Origin of the sequence: Kitasatospora sp. GP30 (assembly GCF_029892145.1) — a bacterium.
Classification (GTDB): domain Bacteria; phylum Actinomycetota; class Actinomycetes; order Streptomycetales; family Streptomycetaceae; genus Kitasatospora; species Kitasatospora acidiphila.
Genome location: NZ_JARZAH010000022.1, coordinates 1 through 25,147, shown reverse-complemented (window position 1 = coordinate 25,147; position 25,147 = coordinate 1). Strand labels below are relative to the sequence as shown.

General features: G+C 70.7%; 22 protein-coding genes and 3 tRNA genes. 18 read left to right on the top strand and 7 right to left on the bottom strand.

The annotated features are described in order from the left end of the window. Window positions 1-52 precede the first annotated feature (52 nt). The 9 genes from P3T35_RS25845 to P3T35_RS25805 all read left to right on the top strand — a co-directional run bounded on the left by P3T35_RS25845 (window position 53) and on the right by P3T35_RS25805 (window position 9,652). Window positions 53-565, top strand: coding sequence for a DciA family protein (locus tag P3T35_RS25845; protein WP_101380670.1), 513 nt, complete (start codon window positions 53-55; stop codon window positions 563-565). Window positions 566-826: 261 nt separating this feature from the next. Then, complete coding sequence (gene gyrB, locus P3T35_RS25840; protein WP_101380669.1) at window positions 827-2,875, top strand: DNA topoisomerase (ATP-hydrolyzing) subunit B; 2,049 nt, start codon at window positions 827-829, stop codon at window positions 2,873-2,875. Window positions 2,876-2,997: 122 nt separating this feature from the next. Next, window positions 2,998-5,538 carry a DNA gyrase subunit A gene (gene gyrA, locus P3T35_RS25835; protein WP_101385049.1) on the top strand — a complete coding sequence of 847 codons (2,541 nt, stop codon included), beginning with the start codon at window positions 2,998-3,000 and terminating at the stop codon, window positions 5,536-5,538. A gap of 247 nt (window positions 5,539-5,785) precedes the next feature. Further along, complete coding sequence (locus P3T35_RS25830; RefSeq protein WP_101380668.1) at window positions 5,786-6,421, top strand: DUF3566 domain-containing protein; 636 nt, start codon at window positions 5,786-5,788, stop codon at window positions 6,419-6,421. Window positions 6,422-6,726: 305 nt separating this feature from the next. Further along, a complete protein-coding gene (locus P3T35_RS25825; RefSeq protein WP_101380667.1) occupies window positions 6,727-8,127 on the top strand; it encodes a cyclopropane-fatty-acyl-phospholipid synthase family protein in 1,401 nt (466 codons plus the stop codon). A 16-nt stretch (window positions 8,128-8,143) separates the two neighbouring features. Continuing rightward, a tRNA-Ile gene (locus P3T35_RS25820) sits at window positions 8,144-8,217 on the top strand. 80 nt (window positions 8,218-8,297) lie between these two features. Then, window positions 8,298-9,068 (top strand): protein phosphatase 2C domain-containing protein, encoded by a 771-nt coding sequence (locus tag P3T35_RS25815; protein WP_101380666.1) that lies wholly within the window; start codon window positions 8,298-8,300, stop codon window positions 9,066-9,068. A gap of 212 nt (window positions 9,069-9,280) precedes the next feature. Continuing rightward, window positions 9,281-9,409 carry a DLW-39 family protein gene (locus P3T35_RS25810; protein ID WP_211786189.1) on the top strand — a complete coding sequence of 43 codons (129 nt, stop codon included), beginning with the start codon at window positions 9,281-9,283 and terminating at the stop codon, window positions 9,407-9,409. A 170-nt stretch (window positions 9,410-9,579) separates the two neighbouring features. Next, window positions 9,580-9,652: transfer RNA gene (locus P3T35_RS25805), tRNA-Ala, on the top strand. Between the two features lie 77 nt (window positions 9,653-9,729). Here the strand turns inward: P3T35_RS25805 and P3T35_RS25800 are convergent. Then, window positions 9,730-10,488 (bottom strand): DUF5324 family protein, encoded by a 759-nt coding sequence (locus P3T35_RS25800; RefSeq protein ID WP_101380665.1) that lies wholly within the window; start codon window positions 10,486-10,488, stop codon window positions 9,730-9,732. Window positions 10,489-10,640: 152 nt separating this feature from the next. Here P3T35_RS25800 and P3T35_RS25795 point away from each other — a divergent pair, with 152 nt between their 5' ends. Both P3T35_RS25795 and P3T35_RS25790 read left to right on the top strand, forming a co-directional pair. Continuing rightward, window positions 10,641-11,165 (top strand): peptidylprolyl isomerase, encoded by a 525-nt coding sequence (locus P3T35_RS25795; RefSeq protein WP_101385048.1) that lies wholly within the window; start codon window positions 10,641-10,643, stop codon window positions 11,163-11,165. 103 nt (window positions 11,166-11,268) lie between these two features. Continuing rightward, window positions 11,269-12,180, top strand: a complete 912-nt coding sequence (locus P3T35_RS25790) for a rhomboid family intramembrane serine protease (RefSeq protein WP_101380664.1) — start codon at window positions 11,269-11,271, stop codon at window positions 12,178-12,180. 279 nt (window positions 12,181-12,459) lie between these two features. Here P3T35_RS25790 and crgA read toward each other — a convergent pair whose 3' ends face one another. After that, window positions 12,460-12,711, bottom strand: a complete 252-nt coding sequence (crgA, locus tag P3T35_RS25785) for a cell division protein CrgA (protein ID WP_101380663.1) — start codon at window positions 12,709-12,711, stop codon at window positions 12,460-12,462. Window positions 12,712-12,950: 239 nt separating this feature from the next. Between crgA and P3T35_RS25780 the strand changes: the two genes are divergently transcribed. The 6 genes from P3T35_RS25780 to P3T35_RS25755 all read left to right on the top strand — a co-directional run bounded on the left by P3T35_RS25780 (window position 12,951) and on the right by P3T35_RS25755 (window position 17,309). After that, complete coding sequence (locus tag P3T35_RS25780) at window positions 12,951-13,664, top strand: DUF881 domain-containing protein (RefSeq protein ID WP_280707986.1); 714 nt, start codon at window positions 12,951-12,953, stop codon at window positions 13,662-13,664. Window positions 13,665-13,762: 98 nt separating this feature from the next. Beyond that, entirely contained in the window at window positions 13,763-13,936 is a 174-nt protein-coding gene (locus P3T35_RS25775) for a hypothetical protein (RefSeq protein ID WP_180356475.1), read from the top strand. 79 nt (window positions 13,937-14,015) lie between these two features. Then, the gene (locus tag P3T35_RS25770; RefSeq protein ID WP_101380662.1) at window positions 14,016-14,678 is read left to right on the top strand and encodes an aminodeoxychorismate/anthranilate synthase component II; all 663 of its coding nucleotides are present in this window, start codon (window positions 14,016-14,018) and stop codon (window positions 14,676-14,678) included. 4 nt (window positions 14,679-14,682) lie between these two features. Further along, a complete protein-coding gene (locus P3T35_RS25765; protein ID WP_101380661.1) occupies window positions 14,683-15,726 on the top strand; it encodes a class E sortase in 1,044 nt (347 codons plus the stop codon). 36 nt (window positions 15,727-15,762) lie between these two features. Next, complete coding sequence (locus tag P3T35_RS25760) at window positions 15,763-16,482, top strand: class E sortase (protein WP_101380660.1); 720 nt, start codon at window positions 15,763-15,765, stop codon at window positions 16,480-16,482. Between the two features lie 179 nt (window positions 16,483-16,661). Further along, window positions 16,662-17,309, top strand: coding sequence for a Bro-N domain-containing protein (locus tag P3T35_RS25755; protein ID WP_218976681.1), 648 nt, complete (start codon window positions 16,662-16,664; stop codon window positions 17,307-17,309). Between the two features lie 119 nt (window positions 17,310-17,428). On the opposite strand, the gene pknB is transcribed toward P3T35_RS25755, so the two are convergent. The 5 genes from pknB to P3T35_RS25730 form a co-directional block, all read right to left on the bottom strand. Further along, window positions 17,429-19,507, bottom strand: a complete 2,079-nt coding sequence (gene pknB, locus P3T35_RS25750) for a Stk1 family PASTA domain-containing Ser/Thr kinase (protein WP_101380658.1) — start codon at window positions 19,505-19,507, stop codon at window positions 17,429-17,431. 274 nt (window positions 19,508-19,781) lie between these two features. After that, window positions 19,782-21,242 (bottom strand): penicillin-binding transpeptidase domain-containing protein, encoded by a 1,461-nt coding sequence (locus P3T35_RS25745; RefSeq protein WP_101380657.1) that lies wholly within the window; start codon window positions 21,240-21,242, stop codon window positions 19,782-19,784. 109 nt (window positions 21,243-21,351) lie between these two features. Then, window positions 21,352-23,031 (bottom strand): protein phosphatase 2C domain-containing protein, encoded by a 1,680-nt coding sequence (locus tag P3T35_RS25740; RefSeq protein WP_101380656.1) that lies wholly within the window; start codon window positions 23,029-23,031, stop codon window positions 21,352-21,354. Between the two features lie 175 nt (window positions 23,032-23,206). Continuing rightward, entirely contained in the window at window positions 23,207-23,758 is a 552-nt protein-coding gene (locus tag P3T35_RS25735; RefSeq protein ID WP_101380655.1) for an FHA domain-containing protein, read from the bottom strand. 11 nt (window positions 23,759-23,769) lie between these two features. Beyond that, window positions 23,770-24,633: a DUF3662 and FHA domain-containing protein gene (locus tag P3T35_RS25730; RefSeq protein ID WP_101380654.1), complete on the bottom strand. Its 864-nt coding sequence runs from the start codon at window positions 24,631-24,633 to the stop codon at window positions 23,770-23,772. 428 nt (window positions 24,634-25,061) lie between these two features. Here P3T35_RS25730 and P3T35_RS25725 point away from each other — a divergent pair. Further along, a tRNA-Leu gene (locus P3T35_RS25725) sits at window positions 25,062-25,145 on the top strand. The last annotated feature ends 2 nt before the right edge of the window (window positions 25,146-25,147 follow it).

Genomic DNA, 25,147 nt, shown 5'->3' with positions numbered 1-25,147 from the left:
GAAGCCGTACCCTGGTCTGTCCACAGCCTGGGGAAGAAGGAGCGCACCGCCGATGAGCGACGAACCAGAGCTCTCCGGTGTCGACCTGGCCCGGGTCGCGTTGCGGGCGGCCAAGGAGCAGGCCAGGCAGCGTGGCGAGCAGGTGCGCGAGAAGCGCGAGGCGAAGCGGCACGGGCTGCGCAGCGGGGCCCGGGCGGACGGCCGCGACCCCGTGCCGCTGGGGGCCGCGCTCAATCGTTTGATCACGGAGCGTGGCTGGGAGGCGCCGGCCGCGGTGGCCGGAGTGATGGGCCGCTGGCCGCAGATCGTCGGCCCGGACATCGCCGCGCACTGCGCCCCCGAACACTTCGACGAGGCCGACGCGGTGCTGACGGTGCGTTGTGACTCCACCGCGTGGGCCACTCAGTTGCGTTTGCTGGCACGGCAGTTGGTGGCGCGGCTGAACCACGAGCTGGGGCACGGCACGGTCCGGGTGATCCGGGTGCTGGGTCCGTCGGTGCCGCAGCGGCGGTACGGCCGGCTGCGCGCGCCGGGCAGCACCGGTCCGCGCGACACCTGGGGCTGAGTCGTTCGGCGCGGTGCCGAGGGGGCGGCTCTTGACGGAGCGCACACTTCCGGAACCGCTGGCGGCCCGCGTGAAGCCGCTCAGCCCCCCGGGCGAGTATCGGGACATGTGCGGAGGGGATTCGGGGCGCCAAATCCGCCTTCAAGGCCTGCCAAACGCCCATCTATGTCAGTCGTACCGGTAGACTGAAGCCCAAACACTGCAACTTGCGGTAACTGAGTCGAAACGCCGTGGTCGCACGCCCGCCCGAACCGGTCGGGGATGCGGCCCGCGCTGTGCCAGAGAGGGCGCTTCGTGGCCGATTCCGGCGAGTCCAGCCAGTCCCCCGTCCCCACCGACCCGGCGACCACCCCTGCCGAAAAGGGGTCGTCGTACGACGCCAGCGCGATCCAGGTGCTGGAGGGCCTCGACGCGGTTCGCAAGCGGCCCGGTATGTACATCGGTTCGACCGGTGAGCGCGGTCTCCACCACCTGGTCCAGGAGGTCGTGGACAACGCCGTCGACGAGGCCATGGCCGGCCACGCCGACACCATCGACGTGACCATCCTGGCCGACGGCGGCATCCGGGTCATCGACAACGGCCGCGGTATCCCGGTCGGCATCGTGCCCGGCCAGGACAAGCCGGCCGTCGAGGTGGTGCTCACCGTGCTGCACGCCGGCGGCAAGTTCGGCGGCGGCGGCTACGCCGTCTCCGGCGGTCTGCACGGCGTCGGCGTCTCGGTGGTCAACGCGCTCTCCACCCGCCTCGCGGTGGAGATCCACACCGACGGCCACCGGTGGACCCAGGAGTACAAGATGGGCGCCCCGACCGCGGCGCTGGTCAAGCACGAGGCCACCGACCGGACCGGCACCAGCGTCACCTTCTGGGCCGACGGCGACATCTTCGAGACCACCGTCTACTCCTTCGAGACGCTGTCGCGCCGGTTCAAGGAGATGGCCTTCCTCAACAAGGGCCTGACCATCCGGCTGACCGACGAGCGCCCGGAGCACACCGACGACGAGGGCAACCCGGTCGCGGTGACCTACCACTACGAGGGCGGCATCGCCGACTTCGTGAAGGACCTCAACTCCCGCAAGGGCGACGTCGTGCACCCCTCGGTGATCGACTTCGAGGCGGAGGACAAGGACAAGACGATCTCGGTCGAGGTCGCCATGCAGTGGAACGCCTCCTACACCGAGGGCGTCTACTCCTTCGTCAACACCATCCACACGCACGGCGGCGGTACCCACGAGGAGGGCTTCCGGGCGGCGCTGACCGGCCTCGTCAACCGCTACGCGCGGGAGAAGAAGCTGCTCCGCGAGAAGGACGAGAACCTCTCCGGCGAGGACATCCGCGAGGGCCTGACCGCGGTCATCTCGGTCAAGCTCGGCGAGCCGCAGTTCGAGGGCCAGACCAAGGACAAGCTGGGCAACACCGAGGCGAAGACCTTCGTCCAGCGCGTGGTGCACGAGCAGCTCAACGACTGGCTGGACCGCAACCCGAACGAGGCCGCGGACATCATCCGCAAGTCGATCACCGCGGCCACGGCCCGGATGGCGGCCCGCAAGGCGCGCGACCTGACCCGCCGCAAGGGCCTGCTGGAGAGCGCCTCGCTGCCCGGCAAGCTGAGCGACTGCCAGTCCAAGGACCCGGCCGAGTGCGAGATCTTCATCGTCGAGGGTGACTCGGCCGGCGGCTCGGCCAAGCAGGGCCGCGACCCGCGGGTGCAGGCCATCCTGCCGATCCGCGGCAAGATCCTGAACGTCGAGAAGGCCCGGATCGACAAGGTGCTGCAGAACACCGAGGTCCAGGCGCTGATCTCGGCCTTCGGCTGCGGCATCCAGGAGGACTACGACGAGTCCAAGCTGCGCTATCACAAGATCGTCCTGATGGCCGACGCCGACGTCGACGGGCAGCACATCCGGACCCTGCTGCTCACCCTGCTGTTCCGCTTCATGCGGCCGCTGGTCGAGGCCGGCTACGTCTACCTGGCGATGCCGCCGCTGTACAAGATCAAGTGGGGCAAGGACGACTTCGAGTACGTCTACTCCGACCGTGAGCGCGATGCCGTGATCGAGGCGGGCGTGGCGGCCGGGCGCCGGCTCCCCAAGGACGACGCGATCCAGCGCTTCAAGGGTCTGGGCGAGATGAACGCCGAGGAGCTGCGGGTCACCACCATGGACGCCGCGCACCGGCTGCTGATGCAGGTCACTCTGGAGGACGCGGCCCGCGCCGACGACCTCTTCTCGGTCCTGATGGGCGAGGACGTCGAGGCCCGCCGCTCGTTCATCCAGCGCAACGCCAAGGACGTCCGCTTCCTGGACGTGTGACGAGCAGTCTGCTCCGCACACCCCAGTCACGCGTGAAAGGAAACTGACCACCAGTGGTCGACGACAACCGTCCCGACGGCGAGCAGCCGGAGACCGGCTCCACCGACACCTTCGTCAGCCGGATCGAGCCGATCGAGCTCGAGACCGAGATGCAGCGCTCCTACCTCGACTACGCGATGAGCGTGATCGTCTCCCGCGCGCTGCCCGAGGTCCGCGACGGCCTCAAGCCGGTGCACCGCCGGGTGCTGTACGCGATGTACGACGGCGGCTACCGGCCCGAGAAGGGCTACTACAAGTGCGCCCGCGTGGTCGGCGACGTGATGGGCAACTACCACCCGCACGGCGACACCTCCATCTACGACACCGTGGTGCGCCTGGCACAGCCGTGGTCGCTGCGGATGCCGCTGGTGGACGGCAACGGCAACTTCGGCTCGCCGGGCAACGACCCGGCGGCGGCGATGCGCTACACCGAGTGCAAGATGGCGCCGCTGTCGATGGAGATGATGCGCGACATCGACGAGGAGACCGTCGACTTCGCCGCCAACTACGACGGCCGCTCGCAGGAGCCGACCGTCCTGCCCTCGCGCTTCCCCAACCTGCTGGTCAACGGTGCCACCGGCATCGCGGTCGGCATGGCCACCAACATCCCGCCGCACAACCTTCGCGAGGTCGCCTCCGGTGCGCTCTGGGCGCTGGAGCACCCCGAGGCCTCCAACGAGGAGCTGCTGGAGGCGCTGATCGAGCGGATCAAGGCGCCGGACTTCCCGACCGGTGCGCTGATCGTCGGCCGCCGCGGGATCGAGGAGGCGTACCGGACCGGTCGCGGCTCGATCACCATGCGCGCGGTGGTCGAGGTCGAGGAGATCCAGGGCCGGCAGTGCCTGGTGATCACCGAGCTGCCGTTCCAGGTGAACCCGGACAACCTGGCGCTGAAGATCGCCGACCTGGTGAAGGACGGCCGGATCGCCGGCATCGCGGACGTCCGCGACGAGTCCTCCTCGCGGACCGGTCAGCGCCTGGTGATCGTGCTCAAGCGCGATGCCGTCGCCAAGGTCGTGCTGAACAACCTCTACAAGCACACCGACCTGCAGACCAACTTCGGCGCCAACATGCTGGCCCTGGTCGACGGGGTGCCGCGCACCCTCTCGCTGGACGCCTTCATCCGGCACTGGGTCAACCACCAGGTCGACGTGATCGTCCGGCGCACCCGGTTCCGGCTGCGCAAGGCCGAGGAGCGGGCGCACATCCTGCGCGCGCTGCTCAAGGCGCTGGACATGATCGACGAGGTCATCGCGCTGATCCGCGCCTCGGAGTCGGCGGACGCGGCCCGCAGCGGCCTGATGAACCTGCTCACCATCGACGAGCTGCAGGCCAACGCGATCCTGGAGATGCAGCTGCGCCGCCTGGCCGCCCTGGAGCGGCAGCGGATCACCGACGAGCACGACGAGCTGCAGCGCAAGATCGACGAGTACAACGCGATCCTGGCCTCCCCGGCCCGGCAGCGGGAGATCATCTCCGATGAGCTCACCGCGATCGTCGAGAAGTACGGCGACGAGCGGCGCTCCACCCTGATCCCCTCGGACGGCGACCTGTCGATCGAGGACCTGATCGCGGAGGAGGACATCGTCGTCACGATCACCCGTGGCGGCTACGTCAAGCGGACCCGCTCCGACCTGTACCGCTCGCAGAAGCGCGGCGGCAAGGGCGTGCGCGGTGCCCAGCTCAAGCAGGACGACATCGTGGACCACTTCTTCGTGACCACGACCCACAACTGGATCCTCTTCTTCACCAACAAGGGCCGGGTCTACCGGGCCAAGGGCTACGAGCTGCCGGACGCCGGCCGGGACGCCCGCGGCCAGCACGTGGCCAACCTGCTGGCCTTCCAGCCGGAGGAGCACATCACCCAGGTGATGGCGATCCGCACCTACGAGGACAAGCCCTACCTGGTGCTGGCCACCCGACAGGGCCTGGTCAAGAAGTCCCCGCTGAAGGACTACGACTCGCCGCGCTCCGGCGGTCTGATCGCGATCAACCTGCGCACCGACGAGAACGGCCGGGACGACGAGCTGATCGGCGCCGAGCTGGTCTCCGCCGAGGACGACCTGCTGCTGGTCTCCAAGAAGGCCCAGTCGATCCGGTTCACCGCCACCGACGAGGCGCTGCGCCCGATGAGCCGGGCCACCTCCGGCGTCAAGGGCATGGCGTTCCGCGAGGACGACGAGCTGCTGTCGATGAACGTGGTCCGCCCCGGCACCTTCGTGTTCACCGCGACCGACGGCGGCTACGCCAAGCGGACCTCGGTGGACGAGTACCGGATCCAGGGCCGCGGCGGCTTCGGCACCAAGGCGGCGAAGATCGTCGAGGGCCGCGGCTCGCTGGTCGGCGCGCTGGTGGTTGAGGAGACCGACGAGATCATGGCGATCACCCTCTCCGGCGGTGTGATCCGGACCAGGGTTTCGGGAGTTCGTGAAACCGGACGTGACACCATGGGCGTCCAACTGATCAACCTCGGAAAGCGCGACGCGGTGGTGGGCATGGCCCGCAACGCGGAGGCCGAGGACGACGAGGTCGCCGACGGTACGGCCGAGCCGGTCGACGGCGCGGACACCGACAGTGTGGCGGACGCCGCAGCCGGCTCGTCCGAGGCGGCTGACCAGGCCTGACGGTGGTGGGGCAGCCGGTACCCCCGCCGTTCGACGGGGGTACCGGCTGCCCCGGTTTCGGGCTTCTCAGCTTGATGCCGCACAGTGGAGTGTCGACCGGGACGTGGCCGCGTCCCGGGCAGGAACTGCGGGAGGAACCAGAGTGAGTGGGACCACGGGTGCTGCGGGAGGTGCCGTGCCGGGCGGTGCGCCGTACGGAGGTGTTCCGCAGCCGTCGGCCGAGCAACCGACGCCGTCCACCTCTGTGATGTCCGCGGTGGGCTCCACCGGCGGCTACAGCGGTGGTGCCTCCGGCAAGCCGACGGTGCCCGCACCGCCGGCCCAGCCGGCTCCCGGCACCGGCGGGTACTCCCAGCCGACCACCTACACCAAGGGGGAGCCGGCCTCGGCGCGCGGCAACCGCGCCCCGGGTGGCTCGGGTGGCTCGGGCGGCTCAGGCGGTGGCCAGTCGGGCCAGGCGGCCCGCCGTCCGGCCGCTGCGGCACCGTCGTCGACCGGCTCCGGCCGGGTCCGCAAGGCGCGGCTGCGGGTGCTCAAGGCCGACCCCTGGTCGGTGATGAAGGTCAGCTTCCTGCTGTCGCTGGCGCTCGGCATCATCATGATCGTGGCCGCCATCGTGCTCTGGACCACGCTGGACACCCTGGGCGTCTTCGACTCGATCGGCAAGACCCTCAAGGAGGTCACCGGCTCGGGCAGCACCGGCACCGGCGGCGTCAACATCATGGACTACGTCGGCTTCGGCCAGGTGCTCACCTGGACCGTGCTGATCGCCGTGATCGACGTGGTGCTGCTGACCGCGCTCTCCACCCTCGCCGCGTTCATCTACAACTCGGCGGCGGGCTTCACCGGCGGCGTCGAGCTGACGCTGGCCGAGGAGGAGTGACCCGACCCCGGCAGCACCGGGCTGACCTGACGTCAGCCTGACATATCGTCACAACCTCACTCAGTACCCACCGGTTCACGAACCAGTTTCGCGAAATCCGGCATAGGCGGGCCCCTTCGGCGGTTTGATCGAGGGGGCCCGCTTCGCCATTCGGGTGACAGCCGTCCGGGTCCCGGCGTGCCGCCGGGACTCCTCGGTGTCGTTCCGGATTGGCTGGTGCGGCTGCCTGCACGGCTACCGGTACGGGTTCGGGGGCGGCTGCTCGGCGTTCAGCTGTCCCCACGGTTGCGCGGAGGTTCCACACGATGGCTCAGATCGCATCGCAGCTCGTCGAGGCAGTGGAGGGCCTGCTCGGGTCCCGGCTGCCGTTCCGACTGCAGGCCTGGGACGGCAGCACCGCGGGGGCGGCCGACGCCCCGCTGCTGGTGCTGCGCAACCGGCGGGCACTGCGCCGGCTGCTCTGGTCCCCCGGCGAGCTCGGCCTGGCCCGGGCCTACGTCTCCGGCGACCTGGAGCTCGGCCCCGGCGAGGACATCTACGCGGTGCTGGCCGAGGCGGCGCACTTCACCGAGCGGCCCGAGGTGCGCGATCTGCACCTGGGCGCGGGCGACCTGACCGGCCCGGCCGGGCGCCGGGCGCTGGCCGTACTGGCCAAGGCCGGCGCGCTCGGCCCGAATCCCGCGCTGCCCCCGGAGGAGGCCCGCCAGCAGGGCCGGCTGCACAGCCGCACCCGGGACCGGGCCGCGATCAGCCACCACTACGACGTGGGCAACGAGTTCTACCGCCTGGTGCTCGGCCCGTCGATGGTTTACTCGTGCGCCTACTGGACCCCGGAGGGCAAGAGCCTGGAGGACGCCCAGTTCGCCAAGCTCGACCTGATCTGCCGCAAGCTCGGCCTGCGGCCCGGCATGCGGCTGCTCGACGTCGGCTGCGGCTGGGGCTCCCTGGTGCTGCACGCGGCCGAGCACTACGGGGTCAGCGCGGTCGGCGTCTCCATCTCCGCCGAGCAGGTGGCGCTGGCCCGGGAGCGGGTGGCCGCGGCCGGGCTGGAGGACCGGGTGGAGATCCGGCTGCAGGACTACCGCGAGATCCCCGACGGCCCCTATGACGCGATCTCCTCGGTCGGCATGGCCGAGCACGTCGGCAGCGCCCAGTACCGGGTCTACGCGGAGGGCCTGTACGACCTGCTGGTCCCCGGCGGCCGGCTGCTCAACCACCAGATCGGCCGCCGCCCCGACCGCCCCGGGGTGCCGCACAGCACCAGCCCCTTCATCAACCGCTACGTCTTCCCGGACGGCGAGCTCTCCCCGGTCGGCAGCACCGTCTCCGCGCTGGAGGAGGCCGGCTTCGAGGTGCGCGACGTCGAATCGCTGCGCGAGCACTACGCCCTGACGCTGCGCGAGTGGGTGGCCAACCTGGAGGCCGACTGGGCGCAGGCGGTCCGGCTGGCCGGCCGCGGCCGGGCCCGGGTCTGGCGGCTCTACATGGCGGCGTCCGCGCTGGCCTTCGAGGAGAACCGGATCGGGATCAACCAGGTCCTGGCCGTGCGCACCGCCGTCAGTGGTGCCAGCGGCCTCCCGGCCACCCGCGAGCAGTGGCTGCGCCGGCGGCCGACCGAGGCCGGCATCCGCGAGCCGGGGCCTGCGATCGGGGGGCCGAAGGAGGGTCAGGGCATCGATTTGGGAGATCGGCCATCGGTCCGCTAATCTTTCAGTGCGGCAAGGGCCTATAGCTCAGACGGTTAGAGCGCTTCCCTGATAAGGAAGAGGCCACAGGTTCAAGTCCTGTTAGGCCCACCTGCGGAAACGCCCGCTTACCGATCTCGGTAAGCGGGCGTTTCGTTTTTGGCGCAGCTACCCGGCGAACGGGAGTGGCAATGCAGCTCAGCAGCCTGTGCGAGGCGGCGCCGGGTGATGATCGGGCCAATGAAGACTTCGTACTCGTCGGATCCGATTTCGTGGTGGTGCTGGACGGGGCCACCGCGAGCGGGGCGCCCACCGGGTGCCGGCATGACGTGGCGTGGGTGACCGGGCGGCTGGGGGCCCAGTTGGCCCGGCTCCTGGTGGAGCAGCCGGGTGCGGAGCTGCGCGAGGTGCTGCGGGCCGGGATCGAGGCCGTCTGTGCCCTGCACGCCGGCACCTGTGATCTGGGCAACCCGGACAGCCCGTCGGCCACCGTGGCGATGGTGCGCTGGGGGAGCGGGCGGTTCGACCATCTGGTGCTGGCCGACTCCCCGGTCGTGCTGCAGCCGATCGACGGCGAGCCGCAGGTGGTGCTGGACGACCGGGTGGAGCGGCTGCCCGCCTACGACCGGGCCTGCGTCTCCCGGCTGCGCAACGCGGCCGGCGGCTTCTGGGTGGCGAGCACTCGCCCCGAGGCCGCCGACCAGGCGCTCACCGGCTCCCGCCCGCTGGCCGGGCTGCGGCGCTTCGCGGTGCTCACCGACGGCGTGTCGCGGCTGGTGGAGCGGTACGGCTGGGGCTGGGACACGCTGCTGGAGACCCTGGACAAGCAGGGCCCGAAGGCGGTGCTGGCGGCCGTGCGGGCCGCCGAGCAGGCCGACCCACCGGGCCGGTTCCCGGGCAAGCGGCACGACGACGCCACCGTGGTCTTCGGCCGGCCCGGACCGGGCGACCGGCCGTCCTGAGCACCGCGACGTCAAACCATGCGCACCGCCCCCAGGTTGGGCGACCGATAGCCGGTCTCGAACAGGACACGGGTGTGTATCATCGGCCGCAGGGCGGTTCGGTCGATTTCGGTCGCCAACCACACCCGCACATCAGAGGCTTGCCGCCCCAGTCGTTCGGCTGGGGCCTTGGCGGGCGAGCCCCCAACTGCTGAGAAGGACGAGGTCCCGCGGTGAAGAAGCTCCTCCTGGTCGCCCTGGTCGCCCTCGGCGGCTTCTTTGTCTACCGTCAGGTTCAGGCCGACCGTGCCGAGCAGGACCTGTGGACCGAGGCCACCGACCCGATCCCGGCCGGTCGCTGACCTCAGGCCGCCGCGGCGGAACGCGGGAGGTCCGCCAAGGACCTCCCCGCCGCTGCCCTGCCCACCGGGCACCGGACACCCGTGCACTGCTCCAGCCCCGGCGCTGGGAGGTGCCTCCAGTCCGGCTGACCCGGTACGCTGTTCTCCGATGGCGCCACAGGCGCCGTCCTGGGGCTTTAGCTCAGTTGGTAGAGCGCTGCCTTTGCAAGGCAGATGTCAGGAGTTCGAGTCTCCTAAGCTCCACAGTCACGCCGATGGCCGACCTGGTTCCACCAGGTCGGCCATCGGCGTTCATGGGCCGGGTGCCGTCCGACGGCCCGTCAGACCGGTCCGTTGCCGTCCTGCTGGTCGTTCTCCTCGTTCTCCTCGTTCTCCTCGTCGGGCCGGTCGCGGCTCTCCGAGCCGCCCCGGCCGCTGGCGGTGGCGCCCGAGGCCGGGTGCACCGGGTTCAGCGGGTGCTGCACCTCGGGCGGCTCGATCAGCCACTCCGGCTCGCTGCGCCGGCGGTACCAGACCCAGAGCAGCACGCCGCTGCCGATCGCCAGGAGCCCCATCGCGGCCAGCGCCCCGCGGCCGCGGTCGGCCCGGTCGGCGGCCTGGCGGGCCTTGGCGGCCGCTCGACGGCCGCCCGGGCCGCAGCGCCGCGCCGGCACGGCGTTGCCCTGCAGGGCGGTCAGCGCGGCCGCGCCGCGGGCCTGGGCCTCCTGCACCACCGGCAGCGCGGCGGCCCGGGCGTGCTCGGCCGAGTGCCGGGCGTGCAGCGCGGCCTCCTGGGCCCGGTGGACGGCCTTGACGGCGTTCTCCTGGGTCTTGGGGGGCAGCGCGGCGAAGGCCTGCTCGACTCGCGGGGCCAGGCCGGCCCGGGCCGACTGGGCCGCCTGCAGCCCACCCGCCTTGGCCTGGCCGACGGCCGCCTCCAGTCGTGGCCCCAGCGCCTCCAGGGCCGGGCCCAGCCGCTGCCGCGCTCCGTCCGTGTAGTGGGCCGCGGTATCCCGGGCGGTCGCCGCATAGGGCGCCAGCGTCTCCAGGGTCCGGCCAGCCGTCTCACGTGCACCTTCGAAGTAGGGCAGGGCGGGCATTCGGGTCACGGAAGATCCACCTCCTAGGGCGTCGTACCAGGCACTTATCCACCTGATTCGAGATCATGCATCCCCTTTTGCCCCTTTGCATGGTGGGCTGGGCCGTCTGCCATGATGCAGAGGTCAGTGACCAAGAGAAGGAAGGCATCCTCGTGGCCGAGGAACTGTTCGCGACCCTCAAGACGAACCACGGCGACATCGTGGTCAAGCTCTTCCCGAACCACGCACCCAAGACCGTGGCGAACTTCGTCGAGCTGGCCGAGGGCACGCGCGAGTGGACCGACCCGCGCACCGGCCAGAAGACCAACGCCAAGCTCTACGACGGCACCGTGTTCCACCGGATCATCGAAGGCTTCATGATCCAGGGTGGCGACCCGCTGGGTCAGGGCATCGGTGGCCCGGGCTACAAGTTCGGTGACGAGTTCCACCCCGACCTGGCCTTCACCAAGCCGTTCCTGCTCGCCATGGCCAACGCCGGCCCGGGCACCAACGGCTCGCAGTTCTTCATCACGGTGGCCCCCACCACCTGGCTGACCGGCAAGCACACCATCTTCGGCGAGGTCGAGGACGAGGCCAGCCAGAAGGTCGTCGCCGCGATCGCCGGTGTGAAGACCGGCCGCAACGACCGTCCGGCCCAGGACGTGGTGATCAACTCGGTGGAGATCACCCGCCGCTGACGCCTGTCGGCGTCGCCGGTGCGGCAGTAGCCTTGACGGTCCCGGTGGTCCACCACGCGGTGGTGGGCGCCGGGACTCGTCATGCCAGGCAGAGAGAGACGCGATGACCCAGGGCGACCCGACCGGTCCGGCCGCACCCACCGGAGCCGGCGGGCACCAGCTGCCGCGCTGCTACCGGCACCCCGAGCAGGAGACCGGGGTCAGCTGCTCGCGCTGCGGTCGGCCGATCTGCCCGCAGTGCATGATCGACGCCGCGGTCGGCTTCCACTGTCCGGAGTGCGTGAACGGCACCTCGTCCCACGCGCAGGCGCAGCGTCCCCAGGGGGTGCCCACCACCCGGTTCGGCGGCAAGCTCACCGGGGACGGCAGGCTGGTCACCAAGATCCTGATCGGGATCAACCTGGCGGTCTTCGTGGTCGCCGCCTACCTCGACAAGTCGCTGGTCAACCAGTGGGACCTGGTCAGCTTCGTGGCGCCGGGCGGTGCCAAGTACGGCGTGGCCGCCGGGCCCCATGAGTGGTACCGGCTGCTGACCGCCACCTTCCTGCACCAGCAGCCGCTGCACGTGGGCTCCAACATGCTGGCGCTGTGGTGGGTCGGACCCAATCTGGAGCGGGTGCTGGGCCGGCTGCGGTTCCTGGCGCTCTACCTGGTCAGCGGGCTGGCCGGCAGCGCCCTGGTCTACCTGGTGGCCGGGGGCAACGCCGCCTCGCTGGGCGCCTCCGGAGCGATCTTCGGGCTGTTCGGCGCCACCGCGGTGCTGTTCCGGGCGGCTCGCCAGCCGATCGGCCCGGTGGTGGCGCTGATCGTCTTCAACCTGGTGATCACCTTCTCGGTGCCCGGCATCGACTGGCGGGCGCACATCGGCGGGCTGGTCGCCGGCCTGATCACCGGGATCGGCCTGATGCACGCGCCGCGGGCCAACCGCAACCTGGTGCAGGCCGCCACCGTGGTGCTGATGCTGGCCGCGATCGTCGCCGCGGTCCTGGTGGAGACGGCCCGGCTGAACGGCTGACCCGCACAGTTGTCCACAGTGCGCAGCGATTCGCACACGGTGTGTGCCGACCAGATCTACGCGCGTCCCGCTGCGGCATTGTCGGGAGCCCCGGGAATCGCACAGAGTTATCCACAGGACCGGTCGACTTTTCCCCACTGTGGATAACCGTGTGGACAAGCGGACGGTATGACCGACGGGCCGCCGGACGCGGACAGCACGAGGGACCGCTCCACCAGACGGCGGCGAAGCGGTCCACGGCCCCATGACCAGCGGGCGGGCGGGCTCAGAACGCGGGCGTTACTTCCACTGGGTGGAGACGCCGAAGCCCCCGGCGATGAAGCCGAAGCCCACCAGGATGTTCCAGTTGCCCCAAGCCCGCACCGGGTAGCTCGCACTGGTCACGTAGTAAGTGACGATCCAGGCCAGCCCGATGAGGAACAGCGCCAGCATCACCGGCGCCACCCAGGTGCGACCCGAGCTGATCTTGACGGCGGTCGCCGTGGTCGGCGGGGTGTAGTCGGACTTCTTGCGGAGTCGAGACTTCGGCACGAGGGGCTCTCCTGTCGATGCGCTGTGAGACCGCGCAGGGTGCAGCGGGGGGGCGGGGCGGCGAATGCGGGGGCCGGGTCGGTACGAGAGGAGCCCGGGAGGTACTCCGCAGATGCCACCGGCGTCCGTTAGCGTAGTGGCTCGCCGGGTCAGAAGGAGATAAGGGTACGGTGCCGAATTCCGAGAATTCCGGGGAGCAGGACCCGACGGAGGGCCTCGGCCGCCGAAACTCCACCCGAATTGTCGGTCGTGCCCTGACCTGCGGCGTCTTCGCCCTCGCGGGTGTCCTGTTCTACGTGAGCGCGCACGCCGCCCACGGCATCGACCTGCGCTCGGACAACTCGCTGCTGCGCCTGGGCGATCTGATACAGCAGCGCAGCGACCAGAACCGGCAGACCCAGGCCGACCTGTCCGAGCTCCAGCAGCGCGCCGACACGCTGACCAGGCAGCAGGTCACCAACCCGGCCGACGCCGACCAGCTCGCCCAGCAGCGCCGGCTGGCCGGCCTCGACCAGTTGCAGGGCCCCGGCCTCACCGTCACCCTGAACGACGCCCCGCCGAACGCCACCGCCCGGATCCCCGGCGTCCCCGAGCCCGGCGTCAACGACCTGGTGATCCATCAGCAGGACATCCAGGCCGTGGTCAACGCGCTGTGGCGGGGCGGCGCCGAAGGAGTGCAGGTGATGGACCAGCGGTTGATCGCCACCAGCGCGGTCCGCTGCGTCGGCAACACCCTGCTGCTGCAGGGCCGGGTCTACTCGCCGCCGTACGTCATCCGGGCCGTCGGCAAGACCGCCGACCTGCGCGCCGCGGTCGACGCCGACCCCTCGATCCGCAACTACCTGCAGTACGTCGCGGCCTACGGCCTGGGCTGGAAGGTGCAGGAGGGCGGCGACCTCACCCTGCCCGGCTACACCGGCAGCACCGACCTGCACGCCGCCAGCGGGCAGTAGCACGCGCCGGGGCAGGCCGTGGGAAAAGCTCCGTGTCCGGCCGGCGGCCGTGGCCCGCGGTCTACTCTGGTCCCCACGGCCCGACTGTAGGGAGCACCATGTACGGCTGGATCTGGCGGCACCTGCCGGGGAACACCCTGGTCCGCGCGGTCATCTCGCTGCTGCTCGTCCTCGGCGTGGTCTACCTGCTCTTCCAGTACGTCTTCCCGTGGGCGGAACCGCTGCTCCCCTTCAACGACGTCACGGTGAACAACGGCGGTGGCCAAGGCTGACCGTCCCCCGGCCTCCCGGGCCGGGTACCCCGCCCCCCCGCCAGCAGTTCCCGCCCGCACCTCATCGGAGTCAGCAGCCATGGCCTCGACCGGCACCGCCCCGCGCATCCTCGTCGTGGACAACTACGACAGCTTCGTCTTCAACCTGGTCCAGTACCTCTACCAGCTGGGCGCGACCTGCGAGGTGGTGCGCAACGACGAACTGACGGTGGCTCGGGCGGTGCGCCGCGACGGCGAGCAGGGCTACGACGGGGTGCTGCTCTCCCCCGGCCCCGGCGCGCCCGAGGAGGCCGGGGTCTGCATCGAGATGGTGCGGCACTGCGCGGCCATCGGGCTGCCGCTGTTCGGCGTCTGCCTGGGCCTGCAGTCGATCGCGGTGGCCTACGGCGCGGTGGTCGACCGGGCACCCGAGCTGCTGCACGGCAAGACCTCGCTGGTCGAGCACGAGGACGGCGGCGTCTTCGCCGGCCTGCCCTCGCCGATGACCGCCACCCGCTACCACTCGCTGGCCGTCGAGCCGGCCACGGTGCCGGCCGAGCTGGTGGTCACCGCGCGGACCGAGAGCGGTGTCATCATGGGGCTGAGGCACCGGGAACTGCTCGTGGAGGGGGTGCAGTTCCACCCCGAGTCGGTGCTCACCGAGGGGGGACATCGAATGCTGGCCAACTGGCTGGCCGAATGCGGCGACCCGGACGCGGTCGGCCGCTCGGTCGGACTCGCCCCGGTGATCGGCCGGGGCTGAGGCGATGACGGCCGTGCGTCCGGGGGGGCGTCAAGACGAGTGGCACGGCGGTCGGCAGCAGGACCCGCCGACCGAGGCGTACCAGGGCGAGTCCGACGGCTGGGGGGTCTACCAGCCCGCCGACCCGGCGGCCGACCCGGCGGTCGAGCAGCCGGACTACCCGGCGCCGGAGTACCCGTGGCTGGCCGACCAGACGCTGCAACTGCGGGCCATCACCGTGCCCGGCCGGCCGGCCGACCGGGCGGCGCAGCAGGGCACCCGGAACGAGGGGCGGCGCGGCCAGGGCCGGGTGGGGATGAGCTCGGGCACCGGACGCCGGCGGGCCACCGGGCGGAGCGGTCCGGTGGCCCGGCCCAAGGAGCGCAAACGGGTGATCGCGGCCCGGCTGGTCGGCGAGCTGTTCATCACCGCGGGGCTGGTGATGCTGCTCTTCGTCGCCTACCAGCTGTGGTGGACCAATGTGCAGGCCAACGCGATCGCCGACGGCACCCGCAACCAGCTGGAACAGCAGTTCAACCACCCCACCGCGCCGCCCAGCCCCGGCCAGTCCGCCGCGCCGGCCCCGGCCTTCGCCCCCGGCAAGGGTTTCGCGATCATCCACGTGCCCAAGATCGGCCTCACCGATCCGATCGCCGAGGGCACCGACACCACCAAGGTGCTCGACCACGGCCTGGTCGGCCACTACACCGGCACCTCGATGCCCTGGGACCAGAGCGGCAACTTCGCCGTGGCCGGCCACCGCACCACGCACGGCCAGCCGTTCCGCAAGCTCGCCGAGCTCTCCCCCGGCGACAAGATCGTGGTGGAGACCGGCACCGACTACTACACCTACGAGGTCCAGGGCGGCATCCCGGAGACCTCGCCGACCAACGTCTCGGTGCTGCAGCCGATCCCCAAGGGCTCGCCGTTCACCCAATCGGGGCGGTACATCACGATGACCACCTGTACACCCGAGTTCAGTGCCAGGGGTCGGCTGATCGTCTTTGGCAAGATGGTCGATGACCGACCGAGGAGTCAGGGAGAGCCGCCGGCCCTCACCACCCCCTGACCCGAGGCTTTCCCACCCGCTGGGAGCGGAGGCCGCATGGCGCAGCAGCCGAACGGAAGCACGAGGCTGCCGCGCCGCCGCTCCCCCCAGCCCGCCCGGGTCCTCGGAGCCGCCGGCGAGCTGCTGGCCACCTTCGGGCTGGTGCTGGCGCTGTTCGTCGCCTACTCGCTCTGGTGGACCGACGTACTGGCCGACCGTCAGGCCGAGCAGGCCGGCCAGACGTTGCGGAAGTCCTGGGCGGCACCGGGTGACGCGGTGCCACCCGCCCTTGACCCCCGGGGCATCGGGTTCCTGCACGTGCCCGCGATGGGCCACGGCTACTCGGTGCTGATCAGGCTCGGCACCGACCCCTCGGTGCTCAACCGGGGCGTCGCCGGTGTCTACACCCAGCCCTTCGCCGCAGCGATGCCCTGGGCCCCGTCCGGCAACTTCGCGCTGGCCGCCCACCGCGACGGCCACGGCGCCGAGTTCCACGACCTGGACGCGGTCTCCAAGGGCGACCCGATCGTGGTGGAGACCCGCGACCACTGGTACGTCTACCGGGTGGACGCGGTGCTCGCCCGGACCACCAAGGACGACGTCGACATCGTCGCCCCGGTACCGGCGAAGGCGGGCTACACCACGCCCGGGCGGTACATCACCCTGACCACCTGCACCCCGGTGTACACCTCGGAGTACCGGATGGCGGTGTGGGGGAGCTTGGTTCGGGTGGATGCGGTGGACGCGAAGCGAACGCTGCCGGGGGAGCTGCGGTGAGGGGCGGTCAAAGGTGTAACTATTGGTTACACCCTTGGCAGTTGGGTTATCCACAGGTGAGGCAGGCCAGTCGCAGAGGGTGTCAGTCGAAATGACGCCCTCTCCCGTGCGTCCGTGCGCCGGGGTGGTGCGCCTGGGCGGCGCGGTACCAGCCGTTTGGGCGAATCGTTTGGCTTGGTATGACGAACATGGAAAACCCGGTGATCCCGTTCGACTTCGAGGGCCAGGAAGTCCGGGTGGTGACTATTGAGGGCGAGCCCTGGTGGGTCGCGGCCGATGTCTGTGCGGTGCTGGAGATCCGGAACTCGCGCGACGCCCTGAGGAAGAACCTCGATGACGACGAGACTGGTGTAGAAACTATCTACACCAGCGTCGGTATGAGGCGCGTGTCCATCATCAACGAGCCCGGCCTCTACTCGTTGGTCCTGCGCTCCCGCAAGCCGCAGGCCCGCGCATTCAAGCGCTGGCTCACCCATGAGGTTATCCCCGCGATCCGCCGCACCGGCCGCTACGACTCAGAGAGGGCCCCTCAGCCGCAGTGGGTCGAGGCCCTGGTCGCCGACATCGCCGAGCGGACCACGAAGGTGGTTGAGCAGCGCCTCCAGGAGCTCCTGGCCGTGCGGGAGACCCTCCTCGACCAGGTCACCGCTCTCGAGCAGCGCCATGCCGAGCTCTCCCTGCGGGTGCGCCGGGATGCGGAGCTGCTGGCGGCGATGAGTGTGCGGCTGTCCGAGGTGTCGGGGGCGATGTGGACGCTGGGCGGGCGGGTGGAGCTGCTCTGCACCCTGTCCGGTGCGCGGGGGCACGGTCGCCGGCGCCGGTTCTGACGGTCCGTCTGTGGATAGCACGACAGGGGCGGGTCGCTGGGGAAAAGCCGTGGGGCTGTGGACAACTGACGAGTTGTCCACAGCCCCACTTACGTTGCCAGGCGCACTACCTCGGGCGCTTAGTTGCCCCCGATGCCGGGGAGCCCGGGGATCCCGGTGGTGGCGCCCCCTTTGCCGGGCGGCGTCGGGTCCGGAGGACGGGTGGTGATCACGATGCTGGTGCTCGGGTCCACCGGGAGGTTGGGGCCGGGGCTGGTGGTGACCACCACGGCCTTGTCGTCACCCGGGCCGTTGAAGGTCCAGTTGACGAAACCGGACGCCTTGAGTTGGGCCGTGGCGTCCTTGACCGTCTTGTTGCTGATGTCGGGCACCTGGACCTTGGCCGGAGCCCCGTAGAGGGTCAGCGTGATGGTCGCGCCCTTGGCCGCCTTGGCGGGGCTCTGCGAGGCCACTGTGCCGACCACCTGGCTGGCGTTGGTGCTCGGGGTGGTCTTGCTGGAGTCCACCTGGAAGCCCGCGGCCACCAGTGCGGCGGTCGCCTGGTCGACCGGCTGGCCGACCACGTTGGGCACGGCGGCCTTACCCGTGCCCTGCGAGATGGTCAGGGTGACCGTGGCGCCCGGGGCCGCCTGGGTGCCGGCCGGCGGGTCCTGCGAGATCACCGTGTCCTGCTGGACGGTGTCGCTGTTCTGGTAGACCGGCGTGCCGACCTGGAAGCCGGCGGCCTGCAGCGCCTGGGTGGCGGCGGTCGAGGGCTGGTTCACCTCGTTGGGGACCGCGGTCTGAGTGGGGCCGGTGGAGAGCTGGACGGTGATGGTCCCGTTCTCGGGCATCTGGGTGCCGGCCGCCGGGTTCTGCTGGCAGATCTGGTCCTTGGGCACACCGCCGGGGCAGGCCATCGGGTCGCCCTTGGTGACGGTGATCTTGTCGCTGACGTTGTGCGCGGCGGTGACGGCGGCATCGAAGCTCTTGCCGGTCAGGGTCGGCGCGTTGACCTGCTTGTTGCCGCCGTTGCCCTTGAACATGGCCGAGGCGACGAAGAACGAGCCGACCAGGACCAGCACGGCGGCGACCGCCAGGATGATCCACGAGGTGTTGCTCTTCTTCGGCTGGTCGTCGCGGCGCCGGCTGCGCGGAGCGTCGTCGCCGCCGTCGCCGTAGCCCTCTTCGGGGTAGCCGTTCTGGTCGTAGCCGCCCTGGCCGACCGGCGGGAGCATGGTGGTGGGCGCGGCGCCGCCGCCGGCCTGCGGCATCATGCTGGTCTGGCCGTAGGGGTCGTGCTGCGCCGGGTAGCCGTTCTGGTCGTAGCCGTAGCCGCCCATGCCGTACGCGGCGGCCTGCTGGGCGGCCGCGACCGGGAGGCCGTCGAGGAAGCGCTCGATGTCGTCGCGCATCTCGTCGGCACTCTGGTACCGGTAGTCGCGTTCCTTGGCGAGCGCCTTGAGCACGATCGCGTCGATCTCCGGCCGGACCTCGGGGTCGTAGCTGGACGGCGGCGCGGCCTCCTCCCGGACGTGCTGGTAGGCGACCGCCACCGGGGAGTCGCCGACGAACGGCGGGCGCAGCGTGAGCAGCTCGTAGAGCAGGCAGCCGGTGGAGTAGAGGTCGGAGCGGGCGTCCACGGTCTCGCCCTTGGCCTGCTCGGGCGAGAGGTACTGGGCGGTGCCGATCACGGCCGAGGTCTGGGTCATGGTCATGCCGGCGTCACCCATCGCACGGGCGATACCGAAGTCCATCACCTTGACGTTGCCCTGGCGGGTGAGCATCACGTTGGCCGGTTTGATGTCCCGGTGCACGATGCCGGCGCGGTGCGAGTACTCCAGCGCCTGCAGGATGCCGATGGTCATCTCCAGCGCGCGTTCCGGCAGCAACCGGCGCCCGGAGTGCAGCAGTTCGCGCAGCGTGGAGCCCTCGACGTACTCCATCACGATGTACGGGATGGAGATGCCGTCGATGTAGTCCTCGCCGGTGTCGTAGACGGCGACGATGGCGGGGTGGTTGAGGGAAGCGGCGGACTGGGCCTCGCGGCGGAAGCGGGCCTGGAACGAGGGGTCCCGCGCCATGTCGGCCCGGAGCGTCTTCACTGCGACGGAGCGGCCGAGCCGGGTGTCATGGGCGAGGTAGACCTCGGCCATGCCGCCGCGTCCGAGGACGCCGCCGAGCTCGTACCTGCCGCCGAGGCGACGAGGCTCTTCCATAGTTCCGACCCTCTCCCTCACCGTCCGGTGAGGATATGACGTAGGTGTCCCCGCACGTGTTTCTGTAGTGACGCTGCCCTCGTCACACGTGGTTCTGTGACGCCGGTCCCAACCGCCGCGGCGAGGCCGCGATCGAGCAGCGGGCAGACCCGCTGCTGGCGGATACGCTACCGGTCACCGTGGTGACAACTCGACACGCCCGCCAGCTGAGACCAGACCGGTATCGGAGCCTACTGGTGTCGGAGACGAAACGCCCCGAGGTGAGGCCGATCCCTCACTGCTTGCCGATGGCCGCCTGCATGATCTGCTTGGCGATCGGGGCGGCCAGGCTGCCGCCGCTGATCTCGTCGCTCTGCGCGGCGCCGTCCTCGACCACCACCGCGACCGCGACCGGGATGTCGTTGCCGACCTTGGCGTAGGAGACGAACCAGGCGAAGGGCTTGCCCTTGTTGTCCACGCCGTGCTGGGCGGTGCCGGTCTTGCCGCCGACCTCGACGCCGGGGATCTGGGCGTTCTTGCCGGTGCCGTTCTGCACCACGTCGACCATCATCTGCTGCAGCTTCTGGGCGGTGGCCGGGCTGACCGCCTGGTCCATCTCCTTCTCGGTGTGCTTGGAGATGGTGGTGCCGCTCGCCGAGCGCTCCTCGTCGACCAGGTAGGGCTGCATCAGCTTGCCGTTGTCGGCGATCGCGGAGGCGACCATGGCCATCTGCAGCGGGGTGGCGGTGGTGTTGTGCTGGCCGATCGCGTCCTGGGCGGTGCCGTCCGGGGTGGAGTCGGTCGGGAAGTTGCTGGCCACGGACCGGATCGGGGTGTCCACGGTGCCGTTGAAGCCGAACTTCTGCGCCTGGGCGAGCAGCTTCTCCTCACCGAGGTCGGCGCCGAGCTTGCCGTAGACGGTGTTGCAGGAGATCTCGAGGGCGTACTTGAGGGTGGCCTGGCCGCAGGCTTCGCTGTCGCTGTCGTTGCGCAGCACCGTGTTGGTGCCCGGCAGGGTGTAGACGTCCGGGGTGTCGGTCTGGTCATCCGGGCTGTTGTACTTGCCGGTCTCGAAGGCGGTGGCGGCGGTCACCAGCTTGAAGGTGGAGCCGGGCGGATAGGTCTCCTTCAGCGCCCGGTTGAGCATCGGCTGATTGGGGTCGCTGTTGAGCGAGTTCCAGGTGTTGCTGGTGGTGTCGCTGATGAGGCTGTTGGGGTCGTAGGACGGCGTGCTGACCATGGCCAGGATGGCGCCGGTGCGCGGGTCGACCGCGACGGCGGCGCCCTTCTTGTCGCCCATCGCCTGGAAGGCGGCCTTCTGCACGGTCGGGTTGATCGTGGTGATCACGTTGCCGCCCTGCTGCTGCTTGCCGGTGAGCGTGTCCATCGCGTTGCCGAGGGCCAGCCGGTCGTCGGTGCCGCCGAGGATCCCGTTCTCCAGGTTCTCCAGGCCGCTGGAGTCGCCGATCACGGAGTAGCCGGTGATCGGCGCGTAGAGCGGGCCGTCGGTGAAACCGGTCTGGTACTTGTACCGGTAGCCGTTGACGAAGTTGGACGTGGTGATCGGCTGGCCGTTGGGGCCGCCCACGATGATGTTGCCGCGCGGGTGGGCGTACTGGTCGTACAGGTTGCGCTCGTTGTGGGGGTTGGTGGCGTAGCTGTCGGCGACCACGGCCTGGATCCAGTTGGCGCGCAGCAGCAGCGCGAAGACCAGCACCATGCAGAAGACGGCAACCCGTCGGATGGGCTTGTTCATGAGACGGGTCCCCTCCTTCGACGACACCTGGGCAGGCGGCGCATGCCATTCAACCGCACAGACGCACGGGTGCTGACCGGCAGGCCCGGGCCTGCCGGTCAGCGGTGGGTCAGGACGGCTGCGGGCACTGGCCGGCCAACTGCGCGTCGTCCGTGCTCGGCGACTGCTGGCCGCCCGGGCTGCTCGAGGCGCCGGCCGGGGCGCTGGGTGCCGGGCTGCTCGGGGCGGCCGTCGTGCTCGGCGAGGTGGACGGCTGGCCGACGCCGCTGCCCCCTTGGCCGGCCGCGGCGCTCGGGTCGGGCGCGGCCGGGGAGGCACCGACCCTGGGCGCCGTCCCGTAGGAGGCCGCGGTGACCGGCTGGCCCTGGCTGCCGGTGGGCTGCTGCGGGTGCTGGGCCGCCTTGGAGCAGACGTCGGCCTGGTGGGCGTAGGCGCTCACCCTGGCGTTGGCGTCGTCGAGGCTGCTGGCCGTGACGGTCTTCTTGAGCGCGTCCTGCGTCGGAACCGGGAGCAGCCGGGTCTGGACGTCCGTGGTGTTGTGGACCTTGGACAGGCTGATGCCGGCGATGTTCTCGTTGATGCCCTGGTAGACCGTGACGTGGCCGTCGCTGATGCCCAGGTAGTACTTGTCCTGGCTCCAGGAGTAGCCGCCGTAGGCGGCACCGCCGATCAGGGCGAGCGCCACCACGGTGACCGCCGAGCGGCGGAACCAGCGGCGCTTGCGCGGCGGCTGCTCGGCGTCGGCGGGCTGCGGCTCCTGGGGGTAGCCCTGGCCGTAGCCGCCGTCGGGGGTGCCCGGGTAGCCGCCCTGCGCACCCGAGGGGTCGGCCAGGCCGTAGCCCTCGCCGTCGTAGCCCTCGGCGGGGCCGAAGCCGCCCTGCGCCTGCTCGTAGCCGTCGGCCGGGCCGAAGGTGCCCTGCGGCGCCTGCTGGCGGCCCAGCCCGGCGGCGCGGCCGGCCGGGGTGTCGATGATCTGGTTGTCCACGGCGGTGCCGTGCGGGCCCTCGGCGACCGCGCCGACCACCACGGGGGTGGTGGTGAACTGGCCGCTGTGGGTGTCGTTCGGGCCCACGTCGAGGACGTCGGCCACGATGCAGGTGATGTTGTCGGGGCCGCCGCCGCGCAGCGCCAGCTGGATCAGCTCCTGGATGGTCGGCTCGGGGGCATAGAAGCTCCCCAGCGTCTCTTCCAGGGTCTGGTGGCTGACCGGGCCGGACAGGCCGTCGGAGCAGATCAGGTAGCGGTCGCCGGCCCGGACCTCGCGGATCGCCAGGTCGGGCTCGACCTGGCCGCGGCCGTCCAGCGCGCGCATCAGCAGCGAGCGCTGCGGATGCGTCTCGGCCTCCTCGGCAGTGATCCGGCCCTCGTCCACCAGCCGCTGCACCCAGGTGTGGTCCTGGGTGATCTGGGTCAGTGAGCCGTCCCGCAGCAGGTAGGCGCGGGAGTCGCCGACGTGCACCAGGCCCATCCGCTCGCCGGTCCACAGCAGCGCGGTCAGGGTGCAGCCCATGCCTTCGAGCTGCGGATCCTGCTCGACCATCAGGCGCAGCCGGTCGTTGGCGGTCTGCACCGCGTCGTTCAGCAGGGTCAGCAGATCGGCCTGGGGGTCGGCCTCGTCCAGCGTGATGATCGAGCTCAGCACCTCGGAGGAGGCGACTTCGCCGGCCGCCGCACCGCCCATCCCGTCCGCCACTGCCAGCAGTCGGGGTCCGGCGTAGCCGGAGTCCTCGTTCCCCTCCCGGATCAGTCCCTTGTGGGACCCGGCGGCGAACCGCAGCACCAGGCTCATGCGCCCACCTCGCAAAGCTCGGTGGGGGCATTCGCCCACGCGCGCCCTCCAACGATGAGCTCGCTACGCTCGCTCATGCGGCGCCCGCTCCCCTCTGTTCCTCGCGCAGGGCAGCGGCAGCGGCCGCGCTGCCTTCCCGGCTGCTCATGGACGGGGTGCTGTCCCTCATGCGCTACTACTTCCGCAGTTCGATGACGGTCCTGCCGATACGGATCGGCACGCCGATCTGCAGCGGCATCGGCTGTGTCAGCCGCTGACGGTCCAGATACGTGCCGTTGGTGGAGCCTAGATCCTCCACGGTCCACTGCCCAGTCTGGTCCGGGTAGATCCTGGCATGACGCGAGGAGGCGTAGTCGTCATCGAGCACGATGGTGGAGTCGTGGGCGCGACCGAGCGTGATGACCTGGCCCTGGAGCGCGACGGTGGTTCCGGTCAGCCCGCCCTCGACCACCACCAGCTGGGTGGGGGCGACCCGGGCGGCCCGGCGGCCGCCGGACTGCGGCCCGGCGGCCGGGCCGGCGCTCTCGCGGGGGCCGGGCTGCGGGCGGGCCGGTGCGCTGCTCGCGGCGACCGCGGGTGCGGCCGCGCCGGCGGTGCGCCGGCCGATCCGGCTGGTGCCCTTGGCGCCGAACAGATCGCTGCGGATCACCTGCACCGCGACGATCACGAACAGCCACAGCACAGCCAGGAAACCCAGCCGCATGACTGTCAGAGTGAGTTCGGACACCGCTGCTCGCCCTACCCTTCGACCTGTCGGTAGATGATCGTCGTGGAGCCCACGACGATCCGCGAGCCGTCGCGGAGCGTAGCGCGCTGGGTGTGCTGCCCGTCCACCACGATGCCGTTGGTCGACCCGAGGTCGAGGACCATGGGCGGGTTTCCGGGGCGGATCTCGGCGTGCTTGCGGGAGACTCCGGGGTCGTCGATCCGCACGTCCGCCTCGGTGGAGCGGCCGAGCACGCAGGCGTTGCCGGTGATCTGGTGCCGGGTGCCGTTGATCTCGATCCAGCGCCGGGTGCCGACGCCGGTGCCCGAGCCGGGGAAGGGGCGGACGTTGCCACCCGCGGGCGCGGACGGCGCGGCGGGGGGAGCGCTCGGGGTCAGCGGCGCCGAGCCCGCGTACGTCGGCTGGCTGCTCTGCGCCCAGCCCGCGCCGGCCGGCTCCGGCGAGCCGTAGCCGGGCTGCGGGGCGGGGGGCTGGTAGGCGGGGGCCGGGGACTCCGGGGCGTCGCTGGCGAGGGTGCGGCTGCGCACCCGGTAGAGACCGGTGTCCAGGTCATCGGCGCGCTCCAGGTTCACCTGCAGCGGGCCGAGGAAGCTGTAGCGCTGCGCCTCGGCGTACTCCAGCACCATCCCGGCGAGCTCCTGGCCGAGCTGCCCCGCGTACGGGCTGAGCCGCTCGTGGTCGTGCGGGCTGAGCTCGACGATGAAGTCGTTGGGGACGACCGTGCGTTCCCGGTTCCAGATGGTGGCGTTGTTGTCGCACTCGCGCTGCAGCGCACCGGCGATCTCCACGGGCTGGACCTCGGATTTGAACACCTTGGCGAAGGTGCCGTTCACGAGACCCTCAAGTCGCTGCTCGAACTTCTTCATCACTCCCACGGGGCACCCCCTTCCAAGGGCTCTCGGGCTTCCGGTCGGGCCCGGGGCCCGATTGCGGTACTTCCGTACTGATCGTATCCACGCCGCGGCCATCTGTACGGTTCCCCGGCCATGTGGTGGCGGGGCGTGGGATGACCCACATCGGCCATGGGGCGCGCAGGGACAGGTACCCCTGGCCGGGGGTGGTCATCCGTGGCTCACCCGCTCCTCTCCGGCGCTCCGCGGCCGCTCCGGTGGCGGGGTCCGCGGAGCTGTGCAGAGGGGGCCGGGGGATGGATTCGTAGGTTCGGCCGGGGCCGTGCTAATGTTTTCCACGTCGGAAGGGGCGCCCGAGAGGGAGCCGAAACCGGCCGAGTGGGAAAGAAGCGGGTCCAAACCGATTCGACCTCACCCGGGCGATCGGCTAGCATCTTCGATAACACCCAGATGCGCGGGTGGCGGAATAGGCAGACGCGCTGGATTCAGGTTCCAGTGCCCGAAAGGGCGTGGGGGTTCAACTCCCCCCTCGCGCACA